17 protein-coding genes and 2 tRNA genes are annotated in these 23,706 nt (G+C 73.5%); 12 read left to right on the forward strand and 7 right to left on the reverse strand.

Going from position 1 to position 23,706, the window contains the following annotated elements; genetic code table 11:
- Positions 1-60: 60 nt before the first annotated feature.
- The 5 genes from MOPEL_RS04530 to argG all read left to right on the forward strand — a co-directional run bounded on the left by MOPEL_RS04530 (position 61) and on the right by argG (position 4,671).
- A complete protein-coding gene (locus tag MOPEL_RS04530; protein WP_009481680.1) occupies positions 61-702 on the forward strand; it encodes a DUF4126 domain-containing protein in 642 nt (213 codons plus the stop codon).
- A 50-nt stretch (positions 703-752) separates the two neighbouring features.
- Positions 753-1,406: an LmeA family phospholipid-binding protein gene (locus MOPEL_RS04535; RefSeq protein ID WP_141631180.1), complete on the forward strand. Its 654-nt coding sequence runs from the start codon at positions 753-755 to the stop codon at positions 1,404-1,406.
- A 73-nt stretch (positions 1,407-1,479) separates the two neighbouring features.
- Positions 1,480-2,208, forward strand: a complete 729-nt coding sequence (gene recO / locus MOPEL_RS04540) for a DNA repair protein RecO (protein WP_009481682.1) — start codon at positions 1,480-1,482, stop codon at positions 2,206-2,208.
- A gap of 63 nt (positions 2,209-2,271) precedes the next feature.
- Complete coding sequence (locus MOPEL_RS04545) at positions 2,272-3,069, forward strand: isoprenyl transferase (RefSeq protein WP_009481683.1); 798 nt, start codon at positions 2,272-2,274, stop codon at positions 3,067-3,069.
- Positions 3,070-3,228: 159 nt separating this feature from the next.
- Entirely contained in the window at positions 3,229-4,671 is a 1,443-nt protein-coding gene (argG, locus tag MOPEL_RS04550; protein WP_009481684.1) for an argininosuccinate synthase, read from the forward strand.
- A 211-nt stretch (positions 4,672-4,882) separates the two neighbouring features.
- On the opposite strand, the gene MOPEL_RS04555 is transcribed toward argG, so the two are convergent.
- A complete protein-coding gene (locus tag MOPEL_RS04555; RefSeq protein ID WP_009481685.1) occupies positions 4,883-5,155 on the reverse strand; it encodes a hypothetical protein in 273 nt (90 codons plus the stop codon).
- A gap of 244 nt (positions 5,156-5,399) precedes the next feature.
- On the opposite strand from MOPEL_RS04555, the gene MOPEL_RS04560 reads away from it, so the two are divergent.
- Both MOPEL_RS04560 and dusB read left to right on the forward strand, forming a co-directional pair.
- Positions 5,400-6,458, forward strand: a complete 1,059-nt coding sequence (locus tag MOPEL_RS04560) for a WcbI family polysaccharide biosynthesis putative acetyltransferase (protein ID WP_169316278.1) — start codon at positions 5,400-5,402, stop codon at positions 6,456-6,458.
- Between the two features lie 58 nt (positions 6,459-6,516).
- A complete protein-coding gene (gene dusB / locus MOPEL_RS04565) occupies positions 6,517-7,812 on the forward strand; it encodes a tRNA dihydrouridine synthase DusB (protein ID WP_009481687.1) in 1,296 nt (431 codons plus the stop codon).
- 128 nt (positions 7,813-7,940) lie between these two features.
- On the opposite strand, the gene MOPEL_RS04570 is transcribed toward dusB, so the two are convergent.
- A complete protein-coding gene (locus MOPEL_RS04570) occupies positions 7,941-8,810 on the reverse strand; it encodes a sulfurtransferase (RefSeq protein WP_009481688.1) in 870 nt (289 codons plus the stop codon).
- Between the two features lie 101 nt (positions 8,811-8,911).
- Between MOPEL_RS04570 and MOPEL_RS04575 the strand changes: the two genes are divergently transcribed.
- The 5 genes from MOPEL_RS04575 to MOPEL_RS04595 all read left to right on the forward strand — a co-directional run bounded on the left by MOPEL_RS04575 (position 8,912) and on the right by MOPEL_RS04595 (position 13,201).
- Positions 8,912-10,219 (forward strand): deoxyguanosinetriphosphate triphosphohydrolase, encoded by a 1,308-nt coding sequence (locus MOPEL_RS04575; protein WP_141631181.1) that lies wholly within the window; start codon positions 8,912-8,914, stop codon positions 10,217-10,219.
- An 82-nt stretch (positions 10,220-10,301) separates the two neighbouring features.
- The gene (gene dnaG / locus MOPEL_RS04580) at positions 10,302-12,215 is read left to right on the forward strand and encodes a DNA primase (protein ID WP_009481690.1); all 1,914 of its coding nucleotides are present in this window, start codon (positions 10,302-10,304) and stop codon (positions 12,213-12,215) included.
- 145 nt (positions 12,216-12,360) lie between these two features.
- Entirely contained in the window at positions 12,361-12,879 is a 519-nt protein-coding gene (locus MOPEL_RS04585) for a hypothetical protein (RefSeq protein WP_009481691.1), read from the forward strand.
- 127 nt (positions 12,880-13,006) lie between these two features.
- Positions 13,007-13,079 (forward strand) — tRNA-Asn (locus MOPEL_RS04590).
- Between the two features lie 48 nt (positions 13,080-13,127).
- Positions 13,128-13,201: transfer RNA gene (locus tag MOPEL_RS04595), tRNA-Ile, on the forward strand.
- A gap of 241 nt (positions 13,202-13,442) precedes the next feature.
- Here MOPEL_RS04595 and MOPEL_RS04600 read toward each other — a convergent pair.
- The 5 genes from MOPEL_RS04600 to MOPEL_RS04630 form a co-directional block, all read right to left on the reverse strand.
- Positions 13,443-14,345, reverse strand: a complete 903-nt coding sequence (locus MOPEL_RS04600; protein ID WP_009481692.1) for an alpha/beta hydrolase — start codon at positions 14,343-14,345, stop codon at positions 13,443-13,445.
- A gap of 83 nt (positions 14,346-14,428) precedes the next feature.
- The gene (locus MOPEL_RS17565; RefSeq protein WP_040632907.1) at positions 14,429-15,247 is read right to left on the reverse strand and encodes a hypothetical protein; all 819 of its coding nucleotides are present in this window, start codon (positions 15,245-15,247) and stop codon (positions 14,429-14,431) included.
- A 1,376-nt stretch (positions 15,248-16,623) separates the two neighbouring features.
- A complete protein-coding gene (locus MOPEL_RS15725; RefSeq protein ID WP_009481695.1) occupies positions 16,624-18,597 on the reverse strand; it encodes a glycoside hydrolase family 26 protein in 1,974 nt (657 codons plus the stop codon).
- Complete coding sequence (locus MOPEL_RS04625) at positions 18,594-19,889, reverse strand: hypothetical protein (protein WP_009481696.1); 1,296 nt, start codon at positions 19,887-19,889, stop codon at positions 18,594-18,596. The genes MOPEL_RS15725 and MOPEL_RS04625 overlap by 4 nt, the downstream gene beginning before the upstream one ends.
- A gap of 14 nt (positions 19,890-19,903) precedes the next feature.
- On the reverse strand, positions 19,904-23,692 hold the full coding sequence (locus tag MOPEL_RS04630) for a type VII secretion protein EccC (protein ID WP_009481697.1): 3,789 nt from the start codon (positions 23,690-23,692) through the stop codon (positions 19,904-19,906).
- Between the last annotated feature and the right edge of the window lie 14 nt (positions 23,693-23,706).

Consider the following 23,706-nt stretch of genomic DNA (forward strand, 5'->3'; position numbering starts at 1 on the left):
CGGACGATCACGGAGTTCCTCCACGGCGGCCCGACCGGCCGCGTGAGAAAGGCGGGGCGCATGCTCGCAGCGTTCACGGGGGCCGGCCTGTCGGCGGCGGCCGGTCTCAACGCCTACGTCCCGTTCCTCGTCGTCGCGCTCGTCGCGCGGTTCACCGACGTCCTCGTCCTCCCACCGGAGTTCGCGTGGATCTCGAGCTGGCCCGCGATCGTCGTCGCATCGGTCCTGCTGCTCTCGGAGGTCGTCCTCGACAAGGTCGCAGTCGTCGACCACGTCAACGATGCGGTCGGCACGTTCGTGCGGCCTGCGACGGGTGGCCTCATCTTCGCGGCGACGTCGGCCGCCTCGACGTACGAGGCGCAGTCGGAGTTCATGGCCCGCAACCCGTGGGTGGGCGTGCTCCTCGGCATCGTCACCGCGGGGATCGTCCATGCCGGCAAGACCGTGACCCGCCCCGTCGTCAACACGACGACGGCCGGCCTCGGCACCCCGGTCGTCTCGGCGATGGAGGACGGGCTCGCCGTCGGGCTCTCGCTCCTTGCGGTGTTCGTCCCCGTGCTCGTCGCGGTCGGGCTGCTGCTCCTCGTCCTCCTGGGCGTGCTGCTCCGGCGCCGCGCCCGGGCTCACCGTGCCCGACGCACCGGACGCAACCTGCGCGGCGCCTCGGCCGCGGTCGACACCGACGGGCGTCCGGCGTCGTGAGGTCGGTCGTCCCCGCGGCCGCCCCGGGTCCCGACGTGCGCCGGGAGCGGGTGATCCGGGTGTTCGCCGTCCTCGGAGTGGTCTTCCTCGCCCTCCTGCTCGCGGGGCTCGTCGCCCTCGTCGGCCTCACCCGGCCGCTCTCGGGCGCACCGGGGTCGGAGGTGACGGCACCGTCCTCACCCACCGCGCCCGCGCCACCGACCGATCTCGCCGAGGGGGAGGCGTGGATCTCCGACGCCGACGTCGCATCCCCGCGGATCCTCCTCGGGGAGGGACAGGACCTGCGTGCCGTGAAGGCGAAGATCGGCGGAGTGCGACTCGCCGCCGACGGCACCATTCACCTCGCCCGCCTCGACCTCGACGGCGTCGTCCCGTTCTCCGTCGTCGAGGACGAGGTCGGCCGCGGCATCCGCCTCGCTCCCGCCGAGGACGGGCTCGTCCGCGTCACGGTGCCCGTCGGCGCCTTCGGTCGGGGCCTCGACGTCACGGCGCTCGCGCGCGTCCAGGCCGACGGCGAGCGCATCGCGGTCACCCCCGTCCGCGTCCTCGGCGAGGGGCTCCTCGACGGGGAACTCCCGGGGTTGCCCGCCATCCGTCAGCCCGTCCCCAACCTCCCTCCCGGCATGCGCCTCACCGACGTCGCTGTCGAGACGGGGGGATTCCGCATCCGCGCCGTGGGTGACGACGTCCGCCTCTCGCGCTGACCGGGACGAGCCGCGCACCTCTCGCAGCGACCGGGTGTGAACGGGTGTCGGTGGCGAGGGGCAGAATGGCGAGGTGCCCCTCTACCGCGACGCCGCCATCGTGCTGCGCACCCAGAAGCTCGGGGAGGCGGACCGCATCATCACGATGCTCACCCGCGGTCGCGGGATCGTGCGCGCCGTCGGCAAGGGGGTCCGCCGGACGAAGAGCAAGTTCGGTGCCCGCCTCGAACCCGGCATGGTCATCGACGCCCAGCTCTACGAGGGACGTAGCCTCGACACGGTGACGCAGGTCGACGTCCTCGCTCCCTACGGCGACCAGATCGCCCGCGACTACGTCTCGTGGACGGCGATGGTCGCCGCGCTCGAGACGGCCGAACGGCTCACCGAGGGGCAGGATGTCGGCACGGCCCACTTCACTCTCCTCGCCGGTGCCCTCGCGAGCCTCGCCGGGCACGACCACGACTCCGGGCTCGTCCTCGATGCCTACCTCCTCCGAGCCGTCGCGACGGCCGGGTGGGCGCCCAGCTTCCACGCCTGTGCCCGCTGCGGTGCCGAGGGGCCCCACCGGGCGTTCAACGTCGCCGCGGGTGGATGCGTCTGCCCCTCCTGCCGCCCCGCCGGATCGGTCGCGCCCGCACCCGCGACGTTCGTCCTCCTCGGTGCGCTCCTCGAGGGCGACTGGGCCACGGCCGAGGCGGTGAACCCGTTGCATCGCCGGGAGGGCAGTGGCCTCGTCGCCGCCTACCTCCAGTGGCACCTCGAACGCGGTGTCCGTTCCCTGCGCCTCGTCGAACGGCCCTGACCGACGCCGGGCGCGGCTCCGTCGCTCCCCGGGCGTCCCACGGCGCGCGGGTAGTCTTCGGGCGTGGCTCCGACCTCTCGTTACGACGACCCGTTCCCCCACCCCACCGGCGTGACGCCCCCGCAGATCCCCGGCGAGGTGATGCCGCGTCACGTCGCCGTCGTCATGGACGGCAACGGTCGCTGGGCGAACGAGCGGGGTCTGCCGCGCACGAAGGGGCACGAGGCGGGGGAGGGGGCCCTCCTCGACGTCGTCGCCGGGGCGCTCGAGGCCGGGGTGACGCACCTGTCGGCCTACGCGTTCTCGACGGAGAACTGGAAGCGCTCACCGGCCGAGGTGCGGTTCCTCATGGGCTTCAACCGCGACGTCATCCGGCGGCGACGCGACCAGCTCGACTCGTGGGGCGTGCGAATGCGCTGGGTGGGGCGTCGCCCCCGCCTCTGGAAGTCGGTCATCGACGAGCTCGAGATCGCCCAGGAGATGACGAAGGACAACGACAGGCTCACCCTCTACTTCTGCGTGAACTACGGCGGCCGCGCCGAGATCGGCGATGCCGCGCGGGCCATCGCCGAGGCGGTCGCCGCCGGGCGGCTCAAGCCGGGGTCCGTGGACGAGAAGACCGTCGCGAAGTTCCTCCCCGAGCCCGACATGCCCGACGTCGACCTCTTCGTGCGGAGCTCGGGGGAGCAGCGCACGAGCAATTTCCTCCTCTGGCAGAGCGCCTACGCGGAGATGGTCTTCCTCGACACCCTCTGGCCCGATTTCGACCGTCGCCACCTGTGGGAGGCGATCGACATCTACGCGCGCCGCGACCGTCGGTACGGCGGTGCCGTCGACGTTCCCGCCACCTCCGGCTCTTGAGGGGGAGGGGTCGGGGCTCCGTTCCGGCGTCGTGGGACGTCGTGCCCGTGCACGAGGGTCGCCGGTCGGCCTCACCGCGTGCCAGGGGGATTCGATCCTCGAGCGTCCACGGGTCGAGACACTTGCATGAGCATGCATGACTATGCATAAAATGGGCGCATGTCCAAGGTCCTCACCAAGCTCCCCGCCGGCGAAAAGGTCGGCATCGCCTTCTCCGGAGGCCTCGACACCTCCGTGGCCGTCGCCTGGATGCGCGAGAACGGCGCCATCCCCTGCACCTACACGGCCGACATCGGCCAGGCCGACGAGCCCGACATCGACTCCGTCCCGTCCCGGGCCACGGAGTACGGTGCCGAGATCGCCCGCCTCGTCGACTGCCGTCGCGCCCTCGTCGAGGAGGGCTTCGTCGCCCTCGCCTGCGGCGCGTTCCACCTCCGCTCCGGTGGCAAGACGTACTTCAACACGACGCCGCTCGGCCGCGCGGTCACCGGCACCCTCCTCATCCGCGCGATGATGGAGGACGACGTCCAGATCTGGGGCGACGGGTCGACCTTCAAGGGCAACGACATCGAGCGGTTCTACCGCTACGGCCTCCTCACCAACCCGCGGCTGCGCATCTACAAGCCGTGGCTCGACGAGGACTTCGTCACCCAGCTCGGCGGCCGCGCCGAGATGAGCCAGTGGCTGAGCGAGCGGGACCTGCCCTACCGCGACAGCAAGGAGAAGGCGTACTCCACCGACGCCAACATCTGGGGTGCGACGCACGAGGCGAAGAAGCTCGAGCAGCTCGACGCCGGCATCGAGATCGTCGACCCGATCATGGGCGTCCGGTTCTGGGACCCCGAGGTCGAGATCGCTCCCGAAGAGGTGAGCGTCACCTTCGAGTACGGCCGCCCCGTCGCGATCAACGGCGTCCGCTACGACCAGGACCCGGTCGCGCTCGTCCTCGAGGCCAACCGCATCGGTGGCCGCCACGGCCTCGGCATGGCCGACCAGATCGAGAACCGCGTCATCGAGGCCAAGAGCCGCGGCATCTACGAGGCGCCGGGCATGATGCTCCTCTTCGTCGCGTACGAGCGGCTCGTCAACGCGATCCACAACGAGGACACCCTCGCGAACTACCACACCGAGGGTCGCCGCCTCGGTCGTCTCCTCTACGAAGGTCGCTGGCTCGAGCCGCAGTCCCTCATGGTCCGCGAGTCCCTCCAGCGGTGGGTGAGCACGGCCGTCACCGGCACCGTCACGCTCCGCCTGCGTCGCGGCGACGACTACTCGATCCTCGACACGCAGGGCGAGAACTTCAGCTACCACCCGGACAAGCTCTCGATGGAGCGGACCGAGGGTGCCGCGTTCGGCCCGACCGACCGCATCGGCCAGCTCACGATGCGCAACCTCGACATCGCCGACTCCCGCAACCGCCTCGAGCAGTACGTCGGGATGGGCATGCTCGGCACCGCCGGTGAGGAGCCGCAGGTGGGCCGCGCGAGCACCCACCTCGTCGGCGAGCTCGAGCCGGGTGGCGCCAAGGCGATCGCCACGGCCGTCGCCCCGGCCGACGACGAGGCCCTCGACTACGCGGCCATGGAGGCCGGCAACGACTGACCGAGGACTTTCGGACGCCGCGGAGGTCTCCGGTGCGGTCGACACGATCGGCGTCACCGAGACCGGCGGTGCTCCTGGACGGACATGACACGATCCCCGTCCTCTCCAACGAGGGGGCGGGGATCGTCGTGTGTGGTGCGCGGGTGTCGTGCGTGCGCGGTGTGTCGCCGGCGTGTCGGTCGCTCCGGCACGCATGGCGTCGAGCGTGTGCTCAGGCGGCGGGGGCGATCCGGACGACGGCCACGGCGACGACGACGAGCGCGATCGCGAGGCGCATCATCCGTTCGACCGGCGGGATGTCGGGCCAGAGGAGCACGAGCATGCCGAAGAGGACGACGACGGCGAGGCCGAGCAGGACGGCGCCGATCGGGCCGCCGACGACGAGCCCGAGGACGATCGCGCCGATGAGCACGCCCGCGCTGACCGCCGTCGGCACGCGGAAGAGACGGTTGATGAGGTCTTCTCGAAAGGTCGCGTCGGTCACGGGCCCACCCTATGCGGTCCTCACGCCGTGGCCCTCGGGCCGCCTCGGCGTCGTCGCGCCGGCTGCCGAGGTCGCCACGGTCGCCCCGGTCGGCCTGTGAGGTGGGTCGGACCAGGGCGTGCGAGGCGAGGGAGTCGCTGTCCGTACAGTGGGCGGGCCGTGCGCGGGATGCCGCACCGTCGTCGGCTCCGGCGAGGAACGCGTCGCCGACGGCACCGAGAACCACGTCGACAGGACCCTCACGATGACCACGCCCCCGTCGTCCCCCACCTCCATTCCGGGAAACATTCCGGTGATCCCTGACGGCTCTGACGGCTCTGACGGCTCTGGCAGCCCGGGTGGCCCGGCCTCGTCCGCGGCCGGGGGAGGCGCCGCGGCCCGTGAGGCGGCGAGTCCCCGGCGGCTCCACTACGGCGCGTTCTACGGGCTCGAGCTCCTCCCCGAGGACGACGGTCGGCCCCTGGCGATCGTCCTCGGCAACTGTCAGGCCGAGAGCATCCGTGTCCTCCTGGGCGACGGCCCGGCGGCGGCGACGCGGAGCGTCCGGGTACCGCCCGTGTTCGAACTCGCCGAGGACGACCTGCCCCACCTCGCGCGTCTCCTCGCCGAGGTCGACGTGCTCGTCGCCCAACCCGTCCGCGACGACTACCGCGGGTTGCCGCTCGGCACGGCGCAGGTGGCGCGTGGCCTGCCGGATGGGGCGCGGGTCGTGCGCATCCCTCCGCTGCGGTACGCGGGCCTCTACCCCCGTCACGTCATCGTCCGTTCCGGGCCCGCGGGGGAGGCAGGCGATCCTCCCGTCGCCCCCTACCACGACCTCGCGACGGCCGCGCTCGCCGCGGGTCGCGCCCCGCTCGGTCCTGTCCCGGAGGTCGGCGTGCGGGCGATCGCCGCCGAGTCCGTCGCACAGGTCGAGCTTCGCGAGCGTCGGCACGACACCGTCGTCGCGAGCGACCTCCTCGTCCCCGCCGGCGTCGACGCGGCCCACACGATCAACCACCCGGGCAACACCGTGCTCCTCGGCCTCGCGGCGCGGGTGCTCGACCATCTCGCCCTGTCGGGGGAGGTCGTCGATCCGGGGCGCACCCTGCTCCGGTCGATCCTCGCGCCGGTGCTCCCCGAGACCTGTCGCGCCCTCGGGCTCCCCACGGACGCAGCCCGGGAGGCGTGGTCGATCAACGGCACCACCGTCGCCGACGAGGAGATCCGCGACCGGCACCTCGACTGGTATGCCGCCCACCCGGGCCTCGCCGAGCACGTCCTCGACGCCCGGGCCGACACCCTCGCCCACCTCGGCGGGTGAGGCGGCGGCGGCCCCGCGGATTTCCTCCACGCCGACGTCGAGAGGAGAATGGGCGGTCATGACCGCGACGCTCCCGTACCCCACCGGTTCCCGTGACACCACCGCGCGTGACACAGGGCGCGACACCGGCGTGAGCGACGTTCCGACGACGGACGCCCCCGCGACGCCGACCTCTCGTCCCGTGCTGCCGCCGTTGCAGCTCGGGTGTGTCACCGTGCCGACGCCGGTCGTCCTCGCGCCGATGGCCGGGATCACGAACCGGGCGTTCCGACGCCTGTGCCGGGAGTTCGGCGAGTCCGCCGGGGTGGGGGAGTCCGGCCGGTGCCTCTACGTGAGCGAGATGATCACGTCCCGCGCCCTCGTCGAGCGCACGCCGGAGTCGATGCGGCTCATCACCCACGACCCCGACGAGAACCCGCGCAGCGTGCAGCTGTACGGCGTCGACCCCGCCACCGTGCGCGCCGCGGTGCGACTCCTCGTCACCGAGGACCGCGCCGACCACATCGACCTCAACTTCGGCTGCCCCGTCCCCAAGGTCACGCGCAAGGGCGGCGGCTCGGCCCTGCCGTGGAAGACGGAGCTCTTCCGCGGAATCGTCGCAGGCGCCGTCGCCGAGGCGGAGCCCTACGGCGTGCCGGTCACCGTCAAGATGCGCAAGGGCATCGACGACGACCACCTCACCTACCTCGACGCGGGCCGCATCGCGCGTGACAGCGGGGCCGCCGCGGTCGCGCTCCACGGGCGTACGGCGTCACAGTCGTACTCGGGGACGGCCGACTGGGACGCGATCGCGCGCCTGCGCGAGACGCTGCCCGACGTGCCCATCCTCGGCAACGGCGACATCTGGTCCGCCGAGGACGCCCTCGACATGGTCGCCCGCACCGGCGTCGACGGCGTCGTCGTCGGCCGCGGCTGCCTCGGACGTCCGTGGCTGTTCGCCGACCTCGTCTCGGCGTTCGCTGGCGGCGACACGCGGGTGCGTCCCTCGCTCGGGGAGGTCGGGGCCGCGCTGCGACGCCACGCCGTCTACCTCACCGAGTTCTACGACGGCGACGAGAACCGGGCCTGCCGTGACATCCGCAAGCACATCGCCTGGTACCTCAAGGGATTCCCCGCCGGCCACGAGATCCGCCACCGTCTCGCGCTCGTCGACGCCCTCACCGACATCGACGACCTCCTCGCCGCACTCCCCGCCGACGCGCCGTGGCCCGGAGGACCCGCCGAGGGACCGCGCGGCCGTGCGGGGTCGCCCCGTCAGGTCGCGTTGCCCGACGGGTGGCTCGACACCCAGGAACTCACCGGCGCCGCGGCCCGCATCGTCGCCCAGGCCGAACTGTCCGTCTCCGGCGGATGACTCGCCCGGTGGGCTGACGCCGCCGTGTTGCCCGAGCCGTCGCGCCGGGAGCGCGAACCGCCGCCGAACGACGCCGCCGCCCGCACGCGGGTGGCGTGGAGCGGCGAGGACGGTGAGGCGCGGGATCGTCACATGTGGCCGGGTTCGGCTCCGACGGCGACGGGTCGGGAGGGGTCGCTGATCCAGTCGGACCACGAGCCGATGTAGACGGGCACCACGTCGCCGAGACCGGCGACGGCGATGGCGAGCGAGACGTGCGAGGCCTGCACGCCCGAGCCGCAGTACGTCGCGACGGGCGCCTCGCCGTCGACCCCGGCGGCGCCGAGCACGGCCCGGAGCTCCTCGCGGGGGAGGAACCGGCCTGCCTCGTCGGTGAGCGACCGGGCCGGGAGGTTGACCGCCCCGGGGATGTGGCCGTGGACGGGGTCGATGATCTCGTTCTCGCCGCGGTAGCGGTCGGCCGGGCGGCAGTCGAGGAGGAGACCCTGCTCGGCGAACATCGTCGCCTCGCGCGGGCCGAGGACGCGCGTGTTGCCGCGACGGACGGAGAAGTCCCCCTCGTCGACGAGGCGGATGCCCGACTCGAGCGGGTACCGGTGCGCCTTCCACTGCGAGAGGCCACCGTCGAGGACCTGCACGTCGTGCTTGCCGAAGTGCCGCAGGAGCCACCAGCAACGCGCCGCGGCGAGGGATCCGCTGTCGTCGTAGCAGACGACCGGCCGATCGTTGTCGACGCCGCACTCCGCCATGTCGAGCTCGAAGTCGTCGACCGTCGGCATCGGGTGTCGACCGCCGACACCGTTCTCGCCCGACTCTCCCGCGAGGTCGCGCTTGAGGTCGACGAACACGGCACCCGGCAGATGACCCTGCAGGTAGGAGTCGTAGCCGTCGTCGGCACCGAGCGCCCAACGGACGTCGAGGAGGAGAGGCGCCTCACCAGGACGGGCGCGGAGCCACTCGTACAGCTCGCTCGGGGAGATGAGGGGGTGACGATCCATGTCATGACCTTACGAGAGAGGGCGGAGGAGGTGGCTCCCGGCAGAACGTGTGGCATGGACTGAACCACGCGTGGATCGACCCTGGACTCTACAGTGCGGGTGTGACGGGTTACGACCGCGAGGACCGCACGAGGTGGGTGGCCGAGGATCCCACCCGTAAGAACGCACATCGCACCGACTTCGCGCGCGACCGCGCCCGACTCCTGCACGCCTCCGCGCTGCGTCGTCTCGCGAACAAGACGCAGGTGATGTCGCCGGGGAGTGACGACTTCGTCCGCAACCGGCTCACGCACTCCCTCGAGGTCGGTCAGATCGGCCGGGAGCTCGGCGCGGCCCTCGGCTGCGACGGCGACCTCGTCGAGACGGCGTGCCTCGCCCACGACCTCGGACATCCGCCGTTCGGCCACAACGGGGAGAGCGCCCTCGCACGCGCGTGCGCCGACATCGGCGGGTTCGAGGGCAACGCGCAGACGTTTCGACTTCTCACCCGGCTCGAGGCCAAGCGTTTCCGCCCCGACGGCCGGTCCGCGGGGCTCAACCTCACGCGGGCCGGTCTCGACGCCGCGACGAAGTACCCATGGTCCCCCGCCGAGAGGCCCGGCACGCGCAAGTACGGCGTCTACGAGGACGACGTCGAGGTGTTCACGTGGATGCGCGAGGGTGCTCCCGGGCACCGGCGATGCCTCGAGGCGCAGGTCATGGACTGGGCCGACGACGTCGGGTATTCCGTCCATGACGTCGAGGACGCCGTCGCCGCCGGGCGGATCGACCTCGGCGTGCTCACCCGCGAGGCCGACCTCGAGCCCGTCCTCGAGGTGGCGGTGCGGCTCTACGCCCCCGACCTCATCGAGGCCGACGTCGCCGCCGCCGCACGTCGTGTCCAGGGGGCGGGCTTCGTCGTCGAACGGAGCGACGGCAGCCGCGCCGCGCTCGCCGCACTCAAGGACATGACGAGCATGCTCATCGGCCGCTTCGCCCGGGCCGCGGAGGACGCGACGCGTGAGCGGTTCGGCGACGGGCCCCTCACGCGGTACGCCGGCGACCTCGTCGTGCCCGACGCGACCCGTGCCGAGTGCGCCCTCCTCAAGGCCCTCGCCGCCCACTTCGTCATGTTCCGGCCCGAGCTCGAGGAGGGGCGTGCCGTCGAGCGCCGCGTCGTCACCGACCTCCTCCACGTCTACCGGGAGGACCCGGGACTGCTCGACCCGCTCCACCGCGAGGATCACGCCCGTGCGACCGACGACGCCGCCCGTCTGCGCGCCGTCGTCGACCAGGTCGCCGGACTCACCGACGTCCGCGCCTGGGCCCTCCACCACCGCTGGTGCGGGGAGGAGGGCGCGCAGGCGCGTCGGGACGCCGCGGAACGGTCCGGCGGAGAGCCGGGCGAGTGGGCCGGCGGACGCCTCTGAACCGGTCCACCGTCCACAGGTGCGGCGGTGCGGCCGGGCGGATGCCGCGCGACGCCTAGACTCCGCACAGAGGAGGTCGCTCGTGGGAGGACGCATCAAGGCCGAGGACGTCGAGGCGGTCAAGGACAGGACGTCCGTCGAGGCGGTCGTGCGCGAGCACGTCACCCTCACCCGCGCAGGCGCGGGCCGACTCAAGGGGCTGTGCCCCTTCCACGACGAGAAGACCCCGTCGTTCACGATCCGCCCCGCCGTCGGCCGGTGGCACTGCTTCGGATGCGGCGAGGGCGGCGACGTCATCTCGTTCGTCCAGCAGGTCGACCACCTCACGTTCACCGAGGCGGTCGAGCGGCTCGCCGCCGCGGCCGGGATGGAACTCCACTACGAGGAAGGCGGCGGCCCGCGCGAGCCCGGCATGGGGCGTCGCGCGCGTCTCGTCGAGGCCCACCGCGTCGCCGAGGAGTTCTACCACGAGGCCCTCCTGCGCTCCCGGGACGCGCGCATCGGCCGTGACTTCCTCCGCGAACGTGGCTTCGACAGCGCCGCCGCCACCCGGTTCGGCGTCGGGTACGCCCCGCGTGGTGGCGAGGACCTCGTCCGGCACCTCCGCGAGAAGGGGTTCAGCGAGGAGGAGATGACCCTCGGCGGCCTCGCGGGCAAGGGCTCCCGCGGGCTGTACGACCGCTTCCGTGGTCGGCTCGTGTGGCCGATCCGCGACATCACCGGCGACACCGTCGGATTCGGCGCCCGACGCCTCTACGACGACGACCGCATCGCTGCGAAGTACCTCAACACCGCCGAGACGCCGATCTACAAGAAGACGCACCTCCTCTACGGGCTCGACCTCGCGAAGAAGGCCATCTCGACCGGGCGTCGCGCCGTCGTCGTCGAGGGGTACACCGACGTCATGGCGTGCCACCTCGCGGGTGTCAAGTCCGCCGTCGCGACGTGTGGCACCGCGTTCGGCGCCGACCATGTCTCCACGCTGCGACGCATCCTCCGCGACGACGCCGCCGGTGGCGCCCGCACGGTCTTCACGTTCGACGGCGACGCCGCCGGGCAGAAGGCCGCGATGCGGGCCTTCGAGCTCGACCAGCGGTGGGCGTCGCAGAGCTACGTCGCCGTCGCGCCCGACGGCATGGACCCGTGCGAACTGCGCCAGCAGCGGGGCGACGACGCCGTGCGGCGCCTCGTCGACGACGCGGTGCCGATGTTCGAGTTCGCCGTGCGCACCCTCCTCTCCCAGGTCGACCTCGACACCGCCGAGGGGCGCGTCGCCGGCATGAAGAACGTCGCGCGGATCATCGCCGAGATCCGCGACCCCACGCTGCGTCCGGAGTACACGCGCACCGTCGCAGGATGGATCGGCGTCGACATCGAGCAGATGCGCGAGGTCGTCGCGCACGCACCCAAGGGGTTGCCCCCGGTGGGGGACGTCGCCCCGCGGCAGCGGCGCGGCGATGCGGAGGCGGGGCGTCAGGAGGAGGACGAACCCTCGACGCTCCTGCCCGCGCCCGACCTGCGTGACCCGACAGTCCTCCTCGGCCACCTCTTCCTCCAGGTGCTCGTGCAGTTCCCGCGATCGATCGCGCCGGAGGACCTCTACCGGGTGGTCGAGGAGTCGTTCGTCGCGCCCGCGCACCGGGCGGTGTTCGTCGGCACGCTCACCGCGCTCGTGAGCGGGGCGGCCGACCGGCCGAACGAATGGATCGACGCGATCATCGACGCGAGCCCCGCGCCGGTGGACTCCCTCGTCGAGACGCTCGCGATGGAGCGGATCCAGGCCCGGGTCGACCCCGAGACGGGGGAGCCCGATGCGCGGTACATCACCGATCTCCTCACCCGCCTGTGGGAGGCGCCGCTGCAGGCGCGGATCGCCGACGCCGCGAGCGCGTTGCGTCGCGTCGAGCACGACGATCCGGCGCGGGCGCACGAGATCGCCGTCGAGCTGCAGGGGCTGCAGCTCGAACTCACCGAACTGCGCAGCCGGCGGGAGTGACCCGCAGCGTCGTCGAGGCGCGGTCGCGTACGGCCACGGTCGCGAGAGGTCGAGGCCCGGGGGCGCGCGGGGCGAGCACGGGCAGGCACGGCAGGCACGGGTAGGCACGGGTAGGCACGGACGAGTCGGCAGGGAAGGTGGACGGGTGGCGTTCTGGAGGCGAACCGAGGAGGGCCCTGCGGACGCGGCGGCGCGGCGGATGCGTCGCGCGCCGGGTGACCGGGTGATGGCGGCGGCCGTGGATGTGACGACGGGGTCGATCGTCGTCGGCACGGTGCAGGAGCTCGTCGTCCTCGCGCCCGACGGCACCGAGGTGCGGCGGCGTCGGTGGCTCGATGTCGACGCGGGCAGTTGGGAGAGCACGACGGGCAGCGTGTCGGTGACGTGGGTGGACGGCTCACGGGGCACGCAGTGGATGTTCGGCCCGGAGGAACGGAAGTTTCCGGAGGTGTTCCGTGACCGGGTCGAGGCGAGCCGGGTCATCGACACGCCCGTCGTCGACGAGGGGCGCACAATCGGTCGGGCGGCGATCCGCAAGGACCTACGCACGGGGGAGCTCGTGCCGCAGCTCCTCTACGAACGCCGCATTCGCCGCGACGACGCGATGGCGCACCTCGTCGGCGAACGGGCCCTCGCCGACCTCGAGGAGCAGGCCGGGCTGTGAGGACGCCCCGCATGCGACGGCGACCCGGATGCGGGGTGCCCGGCGGCCGCGCAACCGCGGTGGAAGGGCTGCCGACACGTCGGTTTCGCGCTGAGCGGGGTTCTTTGCTACATTGTTCGAGCGCCATTCCCCTGTAGCTCAACTGGCAGAGCATTCGGCTGTTAACCGGAGGGTTGTTGGTTCGAGTCCAACCGGGGGAGCAACGCGAACGGCCCCGACCTTGTGCTCGGGGCCGTTCACCATATCCGGGGCCTGTAGCTCAGCCGGTCAGAGCAGCGGACTCATAATCCGTCGGTCGTGGGTTCAAGCCCCACCGGGCCCACCGGCCTCCGACGATCGCGCGGCAGGACCCTGATATGACGCGTCGCCCGCAGCGGGCGGCATGACACGCGTTCGTCCCGCGTCCCGGCCCCCGAGTGCGGGTCGTCCTCCCCGAGACCCGACTGAGCCCCGCTGTCCTCTCCTGGGACCGCGACCAGCCGTGTCGCCCGCTTTCGGATGTCCCGCCGATGCCGCAACCGCCCAGGCGCGGGCGCGAGCGCTCCGACGGTGGGAGGCGCCCGTCAGCTCGCGACGGCGGGGCGGGAGGTGACGCCGCAGGTCTCGAGGATGATCGAGGCGACCTCGTGGTGGCGGGTGTAGTGCGGGTAGTCACCCGCATCCAGGCCACGCACCGTGACGAGGTCGTTCTCCAGCGCGAGGTCCCGCTCCCGGTTGGCGTGCTCCCGGTCCAGGCCGTCTCCGAGCTGCACGATGACGACCGGCACCCGCACCCGGTCGAAGAGCTTCTCCGCCGGATAGAAGCGGTCGCCCTCCTCGAACGAGATCATCGCGAGGATCGTCTGCGGCAGAGGAAGATTCACCCACCCACCCTCCGGGTGGGAACGGATCGAGTACATGATCTCCTCACGCAGGCCCTTGAACCCGATGACCCGCCAATCCTTCGCGAGGCGCACGGCGATGTGGTCGGCGAGTGCGTGCGCCTCCTTGCGCGTCCGCCCTCGCGATCCGAAGAAGAACCGCTGCCGCAGCAGTTCTGTGAACTGCGGCGACGTGTAGAACGCGATCTCGTCCTCGGCGTTCTCCTCCGACCGCACGCAGGCCCCACCGAAGGTGACGACGCCCGCGAACGTGTCCGGCTCCTCGATCGTCGCCGCGAGACACGCGTGGGACCCCTGGCTGATCCCCACGAGGAGCGGCTTCGTCAGCTCGAGCACCTCCGTGACGGCGATGATCGCCTTCCACGCGTCAGACGCGCGACGCATCGGCGCCGTCGACCCGCCGTGACCGGGAAGATCCAGCGCGACCGCCCGGACATGACCTCCGAGCGCCTCCCCGACCTGGTCCCAGGCGAGCGCACAGAACCCCGCCGCATGGACGAGGATGACGGCAGGTCCCTGCCCTCCGTAGTCGCGCACGGTGAGGGTCCCGGTGCCGTACGCGATCTGGTGTTCGGTGACGTTCACCCCTCCCCATTCGACAGCACACCCGCATCTCTGACGATTCACACGCACGTTGTCGAGTCGGATGAGACGAACGGACGTCCGCCTCACCAGAGTTCGCGGTACGTCGCGAGCGCGTCCGAGCGCGTCTCCGACGTGGGCGCCACGCTGTCGTAGGCGAGGACCGACGTGCGGGCCGAGACATCGAGCCAGTCCGCGACCCGTTCGACCCGCTCCGCGTCGACCGCCTCGTCGAGCTCCCAGTGCAGCGCCAACCGGCGCCGGTGCGCCCGCGCCCACGTCGACCAGTCGGCAAGCCCTCCCGGCCCCGCCACCTGCGCCGCCCACGACGGCTTCCGCGACAACGGCACCCCGACGACGTCGACGACGTCGTCACCCGGCCACGCGGCCGCCACCACCTCGGGGGACGCGCCCTCGCGGACGGCCCACTCGACCGCCACCCCCGGCGTGCGCCGCACCGCCACCGCGGCGCGTCGGAAGGCCGCCGCACACCGTTCGGCCTCCTGGCCGGCCGGCAGGACGATGCGGACGACGGACTGTCCGCCGTCCCGGGCGGCCAGCTGCCCCAACGCCGTCCACGCGTCGTCGTGTCTCCCCGACGCGATCTCCTCCAGCGGCGTGCGCTGCACGTCGAGCGGGACGGACCACACGACCCGCCGGCCACGCACGAGGTCGAACGCGCGGTTCGAGGACGACAACTCGTCCCACCGGTCGCCCGGCAATGCCACCTCGACGACGTCGCGCGGCCGCACGAGCTGTACGGCGGCGCGGGGAAGGTCCGCCGCCTCGATGCGGACACCCGACGCCCACGTCGGTCCCGAGGAGCGGTCGCGGCGAGCGAACGACCGCACCGCAGACGCCGCCGACTCGCGGGGAGGACGCCGGTCGACGACGGGGCCCGTCACCTCCACCGGCGGTGAGGCGGAGCCGGGCGGCGCCGGAGTCGGGCGGCTACGACCGGGCAACGCGGCCCCCGAGGACGACGAGGTGGGTGCCGAGGGGGAGGTCGGCGCGCTGCCCCGACCCGTGCCCGCCGTGAGGGGATCCGTTCCGCGGCGTCCGGGGTAGGCCGACGAGGGTGTCGCCACCGGGGGCGGGAACGTCGCCGACGTCCCGGAACCCGGCTCGGTGCCCTGCGGGCCGGGGGCGGTCGTCGACGTCGGGACGCCGGGGCCGGCGGGCGTCGTGGTCGGCGGTGTCGGGGGTCGGGGCGTGGCCGTCGACGGGGCCACTGTCGTCGGGGCCTGCGGGGCCTGCGGGGCCTGCGGGGCCTGCGGGGCCTGCGGGGCCTGCGGGGCCTGCGGGGCCTGCGAGGGGTGCGGGGCGTGCATCGCACCGGGCCGCCGACGCGTCGCTGGAGCGTCGGAGACACCACCGGTGGACCCCGTGCCCGGGACCACCGGTGGCGTCCAACCCTCGGTCGTGCCCGACCCCGTGGGCGGGGGCGCTGCCGTCGCCGGGGCCGACGTCGTCCCGCCGGGCGACGTCGGCCCCGAGGGCGTCGTGGGTGAGGTCGATGCGGGCGATGTCCGTGTGGGGGACGTGGGGACCGAGTTCGACTGGTGGAGAACACCACCCGTGTCCGTGGTCGTGCCCGTGGTCGTGCCCGTGGTCGTGCCCGCGGTCGTGCCCGCGGCCGTTCCCGAGCCCGAGGCGGGCGAGGTCGACGCACCCCGCGTTCCGGTCGGCGCGCCGCCCCTGTGGCCGGTGTCGCCGGTGACCCCGTGCCCTGGCCGGTGCGTGGAGGTCGCTCCGGGCGACGCAGACGGTGCCGCAGTCGTCGAGGGACGCTCCCCGGCAGGCGTCCTCGGAGGTGCGGGACGCGGGTGTGTCTCGGCCGGGCGTCGCCACGGCCGAGACGTGGCATCGCCGCTGTCTGCCGACGACGGCGTCGAGGTCGGTGTCGTCACTTCGCCCGTCGTCACTCCCACCGACCCGCTCGAGGCGACCGGTCCGTCCGGGACGTCACCGCGAACGGAGGACGTCTCGGCGTTCCGGACGCCCGCGGCGTCGGCGGGTGGGGGCGGGACGAACCCCGGGACGCCGGGAGAGACCGACACCGAGACGGGGCGTCGCCCGACGTCGACGGGAACGAGTGCCCGCACCCGTGCCTCCTCGCCGGCCGATCCGGCGGGGGTAGAGAGAACCTCGTGGCGTTCGTCGGTCGATGTCACGGCCCTCTGAGCAGCGACGGCACCTGGCGGCGGAGGCGCGGGAACGGAGGGGGACGCCGCGGGGACCGCAACGACCGACCACGCGACGATCGCGGTGAGGGAGACGCTCATCGGGGCACCGGACCGTGCCTGTCACCGGAGGACCACCCGGATCCCCCACCGGAGGTCGCCCCGCCGGGCGGGCGCGCCGCCTCACCGTCGCCGGAGCCGCGGTGCTCGCCGGTGGCACGATCGCCGCCGCCCCCGTCCCCGTTCTCACGGCGGCCCCGTTCGTCGGTCGTGCTCCCGCCTGCGCCCCCACCCGTCCCGTCCTGGCGGCGGGTGGGGGAACCGGCGGCGTCGGAACGTCCGTCCCGGACCGTCGGGGAGGAGGTGGCCCCGGTCGACGGGGCGGGCGAGGCGCCCGCCCCACTCGTACCCGAGGACCCTGCCGTGCCCGAGCCGCCCCCGGATGCCGCACCGGAGCGTGCGCCCTCACCCGTAGTACCACCGAGCGCGGCGAGTCGACCGGCGAGGGCCTCGCCCGCGAGCGGCACCTGCCCGTCGCCGATGGAGTTCGCGATGTAGCTCTCGGGCTCGTCGAAGTAGACGATCGAGTGGACGATCCCGTCCTTCGCATGCTCCGCGGCGAGGAAGTCCATGACGACGCCGATGTAGTACGGGTTGTCGCCGCCGCCGTGGTCGTTGCCGGGCGCGACGCCCCACTCGGGCACGGCGAACTTCTTGCCGTGGGAGCGGGCGAAGTCGACCCAGTACTTCCACCCTTGGTCGCCGTCCCGGTGCTCGGGCCAGGTGGATTCGCTGTACGCCGGCCACCAGTCGTAGGCATCGAGGGCGATGATGTCGACGGCTCCGTCACCGGGCCACGCCTTCGAGGCGTCGGCGAGGGAATCGCCCTTGCCCTTGTTGGGGTTCCACGTGACGAGCAGACTCGGTCCGCCCTTCTTGAGCGCGGCCGACGCCCGACGGAACGCCTCCGTCCACTGCTCGACGTTCTCGTCGGTCGCGTGGTGCATCCACCCGCCGAGGTTGAACTCCCACCCGATGCGGACGCTCGAACCCGGGTACTTCGCCTCGATCGTGCGGCCGAGTTCCTCCCATTGCGCGTCGTATCCGCCCGCGGCGGCGGTGGCGAGATCGCCGTCGTCCTGCCACAGGGGGACGCCGACGTCGAGCGTGCCCTGGAATCCGGGCGGGGCGGTGTCGAGCCACCACGTGTCCATGATCGTCTTCCACGACCCGCGGGCCGGGAACACGCCGAGCACCTCGACGGGACGCCCCACCTTCTCCTGGAACCGACCGACGCGATCGGCGCTGTGTCCGAACACCCCGAAGCGGAATCCGCCCGTGGCCGAGGACTCCTGCGAGCCCGGGGCGGTTCGGCGTGATGCGCTCGGGGCACCCGGGGCGGCGGAGGGCCCCGCGTCGGTGGCCTCTCCCAGGGGTGCCGACGACCCGCCGGGCGTGGGAACGGTCGTCGCGCCGGGCCCGGAGGAGGAGTCGGGGGCGGGATCCGTCGGGGGCGGCGTGGTGCTCCCACCCTCGTAGGTGGGGCGGGCGGTCGGTAGGGGCGGACACGTGCGCACGGAGCCCGTCGTCGGTGAGGTCGTCGTCGGCGAGCCCGTGGTCGGGGACGACGGCCCGGAGACTGCCCTCTCGTCGTCCGAGGTGCCCTCGGACGCCTCACCGGCGGCGACGGGGGCGGTCGGCGCCGTCGTCGACGGAGCGGTGACGGTGGGCGTGGCGGTCGGGGCCGGCGTCGATCCACCGGCGGGCGGTGGGGTCTCGGTGCACCTCGACGGAGTGGCGGCGGAAGGGGCCACGGGAGGGACGACCGACGAGGTCCCAGGAGGGGCCGGCGCGCCCGTCGTCCCGCTCGGACCGGCGCCGGGTGGCGTGGCCGTGCCGGGGGCGACGACGACGGTGATGCCGCCGTCGACGACGGGCAGGACGACCTGCACGGTGGGCGTCTCCGGTGCGAAGGTGGGGGCGGCCGCCGAGACGACGGCGGGGGCCCCGGTGAGCACGACGCACGAGGACGTGACGAGGAAGAGGCGGGTAGGGCGGGCGAGGCGGGTCATGAGGCGGTCCTTCGGGCGGGGAGGAGGTAGACGGTGTCGTCGCGGCGCCGGGGGTCGGTGCCGGCAGAGGTGTCGGTGTGGGGTGCCGGCCCGCGGACGAGCGCTCCGGCCGTCGTGAGCGCCACGGGGATCGCCTCGCCGGAGGCGAGGACGCCGCGGGGGATCGACGGGCCGACGACGACGGTCTGCCCCTCGATGTGGCCGTATGCGCGGTCGGCCGTGACGGTGCTCGTCGACCATCCGCCGAGGTCGTCGACGCGACCGGTGCGCAGGTCGACGAGTGCCCGGCCGAGCACTCCCCAACTGCCGGAGGGGGAGGCACTCCATGTCACGCGGCCGTCGGGCGGGAGGACGACGGGCCCGCCGAAGACGTGGCGGACGTCCGTCGTGCGGTCGGCGTGTGCCTCGACGGTGGCCGGGCCGCCGCCGGCGTCGGGGCGCACGAGGAGGACGAATCCGCCGGTGTAGCCGAGGACGGTCGGTGCCGGGCTCGACGCGTTCTCCCAGCCCCCGTGGGATCGGGTGGCGCCGTCGGGGCCGAGGTGGGCCCATCCCGTCGGTCCGGCGAGGGTGATCTGGCCGTCCTCGTGGGCGGCGAGGGCAACCATCCCGGGCGGGACGGAGACGGGGCGCGCGTGCCGCGTGGTCATCGGTGTCACCTGTGAGCCCGTCGCGACGAGAGGGACCTCGCCGAGGGTGGAGACGATCGAGCCCTCGGGGATCCCCGTCTCGTGGTGGGTGCCGTCCGCGGTCTCCCACCACCTGAGTCGGCCACCGACGTGGAGGGCGAGGACGTCGGTGCCGTCGATGCGGGTGAGGGCGGGTTCGCCGTGGACGTCCCCCTCGGGGAGGGCGGCCCGCCAGCGCACCGTGCCGTCGGCTGCGGAGACGAGCAGGAGGGTGCGGTCGGAGGAGACGAGTGCGACGGCATCGCCACCGACGACGACCGGGTCGACGTCGGGGAGGAGCGGCGGGGAGGCCCATGTCGCTGCCGGGCCCCACTCGGCGGGGGCGGTGCCGGGATAGCGGGCGACGTCGCGGATCGTGTCGACCCGCCCGGCGAGGAGCGTCCACACGGACAGGGTGACGACGAGGAGGAGGACGACACCGAGACCGACGAGCCACGGCAGGCCGACGTGGTCGACCACCGACGCCCCGGGACGCGTGCGAGCGCGGTGCCGGCCGCCTCCCCGGGGCGGGACGCCGACGGGTGGGGTGCCCGGACGGGCGGCGTCGCGACCGAAGGGACGCACGGGCCCGTCGGCGTGGGAGCGGACGAGGGAGGGGGGCACGGGAGCTCCTGAGGTCACGGTCGGGCGAGGTGGCAGAGGGTGGGGGCCTGTCCCCGGCGGGCGAGAACCGCGCGACCCGGCGGGAGGGGACGCATCGGGGCGCCGGGCCACGGCGGACCCTCCTCCGGATCGCCGGAGAGGAGGAGGCCGGGGCAGCCGAGTTCCTTGATGCGGCCGAGGACCGGGTCGTAGAGCGCCCGCGCCGCACCGCCCGAATGGCGGGCGACGACGAGGGTGAAACCGAGGTCGCCCCCCGTGGCGAGGTACGGCTCGAGCGGCCCGAGCGGGTCCGGCCCGGCGAGGAGTTCGGCGTCGTCGACGACGAGGACGATGCGGCTCGTGCGGCGTCCGCCCCCGCCACCGTGGCGTGGGGATGTGGCCTGCGGCGCACTCGTCGACCGGGCTCGGAGCTCCTCGGTGAGGGACAGGACGACGGACGACGTCTCCACCCCGGTGCTCGCGTAGGCGACGAGCCGCTCGGCGGGGAGGTCGTCGATGAGCGTGCGTCGCGGGTCGAGGAGGGCGACGACGGTGTCCTCCTCGTCGAGGCACTGGCGCAGGATGGTGCGCAGGAGCGAGGTGCGTCCACTGCGCCGGTCGCCGAGGACGAGCAGGTGTGGTCCGTCGGCGCCGACGCCGGTGGGGGCGAGATCGTCCTCCTCGACGCCGATCCACCATCGGGTCGCCGTGTCGAGGTCTCTCGTCGTGTCGACCCGGGCGAGCAGTTCGCCGAGACGGAGGTCGGTCGGCAGCATCGGCACGGGCCGCGCCCGGTGGGGGAAGACGTTGGCGAGGGCGACGTAGCGCTCGCGTTCGGCGTCCCCGAGGCCGACGACGGCGAGGTGGGCGATGCGCCCCGCCGCGACGAGGGCGCGCCCCGGGGTCTCCGCGGGGAGGTGTTCGGCGAGACGACGGTCGACGGCGGAATCGAGGGGGTCGTTGAGACGCAGCTCGAGTCTGGCGTGGACGGAGGTCTGGACCGGGGGTCGGAGGTCGTGCCAGCGGGAGGCCGTCATCGCGACGTGGACGCCGACATCGGCGCCCCGCGTGAGGATCGCGAGCACCTGCTCGTGGAGGTCCTCGCGCGACCGGAGGGTGCCGTACCCGTCGACGAGGAGGAGGACCTCCGGGGTGCCCGGCGCGCGCGGGGAACGGCGGTCGATCTCGCGGAGCGTCTCCCGGAGGATCCGCCGCAGCAGCTCCTCGTCGCGCCGACCCGCGATCGATCCGGCATGGGGGAGCACCTCGAGCGGCCGGAGGGCGTCGCCGTCGAGATCGATGCCGTGGACGACGAACTCCGCGGCCGTGTGGTGCCGCGCGACCGCGTAGGCGAGGGTGCGCAGGGCCGTGGAACGCCCACTGTCGGGTCCGCCGAGCACGGCGACGTGACAGGCGCCGTGGCGGAGGTCGAGGTCGAACGGCACGACGGTCTGCTGGGAGGGGAGGTCGAGCAGACCCACGCGTGCGACGAACGGGCCGGGCGCGGGGTGGCGGCTCAGGAGCTCGTCGACGCCGAGGAGATCGGGCAGGGGCGGCAACCAGACGGGGCGCGTGCGCGGCGCGGCGTCGGTCATCCGCGCGACCGCCGCGTCGAGGACGGTGACGGTGCCGGATGCCTCGTGCTCCGGTGGCGCCGCGGCGCACCCCGACGTCGATCCCGTCCGGCTCGTCGGCTCGGACGCGGACGCCGACGTGGAGGTGTGGGGGAGCCAGTCGACGACCTCCACGGGGGCCGCGGCCCGCCGGGCCCCGGCCTGGGGTGCCGAGACGTAGGCGGCCTCGAACCGCACTGTCGTGTCGGTGCGCAGGTAGCCGCCGCCGGGTGCCGATGGGAGGCCCGCCGCCGCGGTCGATCCGATGACGGCGCGGGACTCCTCGACGGTGAACGTGCGCAACGCGATGCGGTAGGAGAGGAACGCCTCGAGGCCGCGGAGGCGCCCGTCGTCGAGGCGTTGCGAGGCGAGGAGCTGGTGGACGCCGATGGAGCGGCCGATGCGGCCGATCGTCGTGAAGAGGTCGTGGATGTCGGGGACGGCCGTGAGGAGCTCGGCGAACTCGTCGATGACGACGACGAGGTGGGGGAGCGGCTCGCGGCACTCGGCGCGACCGGCGGCACGGGCCGCGCGGTAGGCGTACACGTCGGTGAGGCGGCCCGCGTCGTGGAGGACCTGCTGGCGCCGCCGGATCTCGCCGAGGAGGGCGGTGTGCATGCGGTCGACGAGGCCGAGGTCGTCGCCGAGGTTGGTGACGACGCCGGCGACGTGGGGGAGGGCCTCGAGGCCCGAGAACGTCGCGCCGCCCTTGTAGTCGACGAGGACGAAGGTGAGGTCGTCGGGGTGATGGGTGCCGGCGAGACCGAGGACCATGCTGCGGAGCAGTTCCGACTTGCCCGACCCCGTGGCCCCGACGAGCACACCGTGGGGTCCCGAGCCGCCATGGCCCGACTCCTTGAGGTCGAGGCGCAGCTCGGTGCCCCGCTCGTCGCGTCCCACGACGACGGTGAGGAGGTCGCGTTCGGCGTGGGGTGCCGTCCAGGCGACCTGGGGGTCGAACCGGTCGACGTCGTCGACGCCGAGGACGCGCGCCGGGGGGAGCGGCCCCACCGGGCCGTCGTCGTCGGGGGCCCCGAGGCGGGAACGGGCGGCGATCGCCCGAGCGAGCGTTTCGGCGAGTCCTGCCCCCACGGCGTCGGGGACGCCCTCGCGGTGGACGATCCCGTCGTGGAGGAGGACGAGGCGCGAGGCCCCGGACTCGACGAGCACCTCGGTGGGCACCGGGTCGCCTCGGTCGATGTCGTGGGCCGCCGTCGTCCCGGGCACGAGGTGGAGGACCCAGCGCCCCGGCACCGCGTCGGCGCCGAAGGGCGGCCGTGACGGCACGAGGACGGCGGGCCTGTCCGCGTCGTGCTCGACGACGACGAGATGGAGGATGGCGTCGTCACCTGCCCCCGTGTCCCACGGTCCGACGTCCGGGGAGTCGCCTCCGGCGTGCCGCTCATCCCCGGGGATCCCGTGGAGCCGTACCCGGCCGTCGGGGCCGAGGAGGTGGGGCAGCCACCGACACCACGCATGGTCGGCCGGGTCGGGGGCGACGACCGTGATCCGCAGCCGTTCGGGGCGTGCGGCCGCCGCGGCCTGGAGGAGGGCGGACCGGGCCACGGCCCGCACGTCGTCGATCCCACCCCGGAGGGCGACGTCGCCGTCCTCGGGACGCAGGAGGATCGGCGCGCCGGGGAGGACCCGGTGCGCCCGCGCGAGGGAGGCCATCGCCCGAGCCGTGACCGGATCCGTCTCGGCCTCGGGGACGACGACACGGACCGGATGCGGTGCGGCTCCGACGCCCACGCGGAGGGCCCACGCGTCGGCGTCCCGCAGTCGTCGGGCGCGGACCTCACCCGCGACGACCCGAGCGAGGAGGGCGACGGGATCCGGGTGGGCGTCGTCGTCGTGGCGCCGCTGGGCCCGCGCCTCCTCGCGGAGGTCGGCCCGCACGTCGTCGAGGTGACGCAGGTACTTCTCGCGCGCGAACGTGAACCGACGTCGACTCCCCGAGCGCGTCGAGACGTACATCCCCACGGCGCCACCGACGGTGACGACGAGCATGACCATGCCGGCGACGAGCAGGAGGACGTTGCCGCCCGCGATCATGAAGAGCACCATCCCGACGCCGCCGAGTGCGGGCAGGAGCACCTGCATGAGGCCCCCCGCGGGGGTGGCGTCCGCCGGCGGGGGCGGGCGATCGAGGACGCGGGTGCGGGGGAGCGGTGCGGGCGTCGCGCGATGGGACGCGGGAGCGAGGGACACACCGCCTCCTTCGG

The sequence above is a fragment of the Mobilicoccus pelagius NBRC 104925 genome (assembly GCF_000247995.1).
Taxonomy (GTDB): domain Bacteria; phylum Actinomycetota; class Actinomycetes; order Actinomycetales; family Dermatophilaceae; genus Mobilicoccus; species Mobilicoccus pelagius.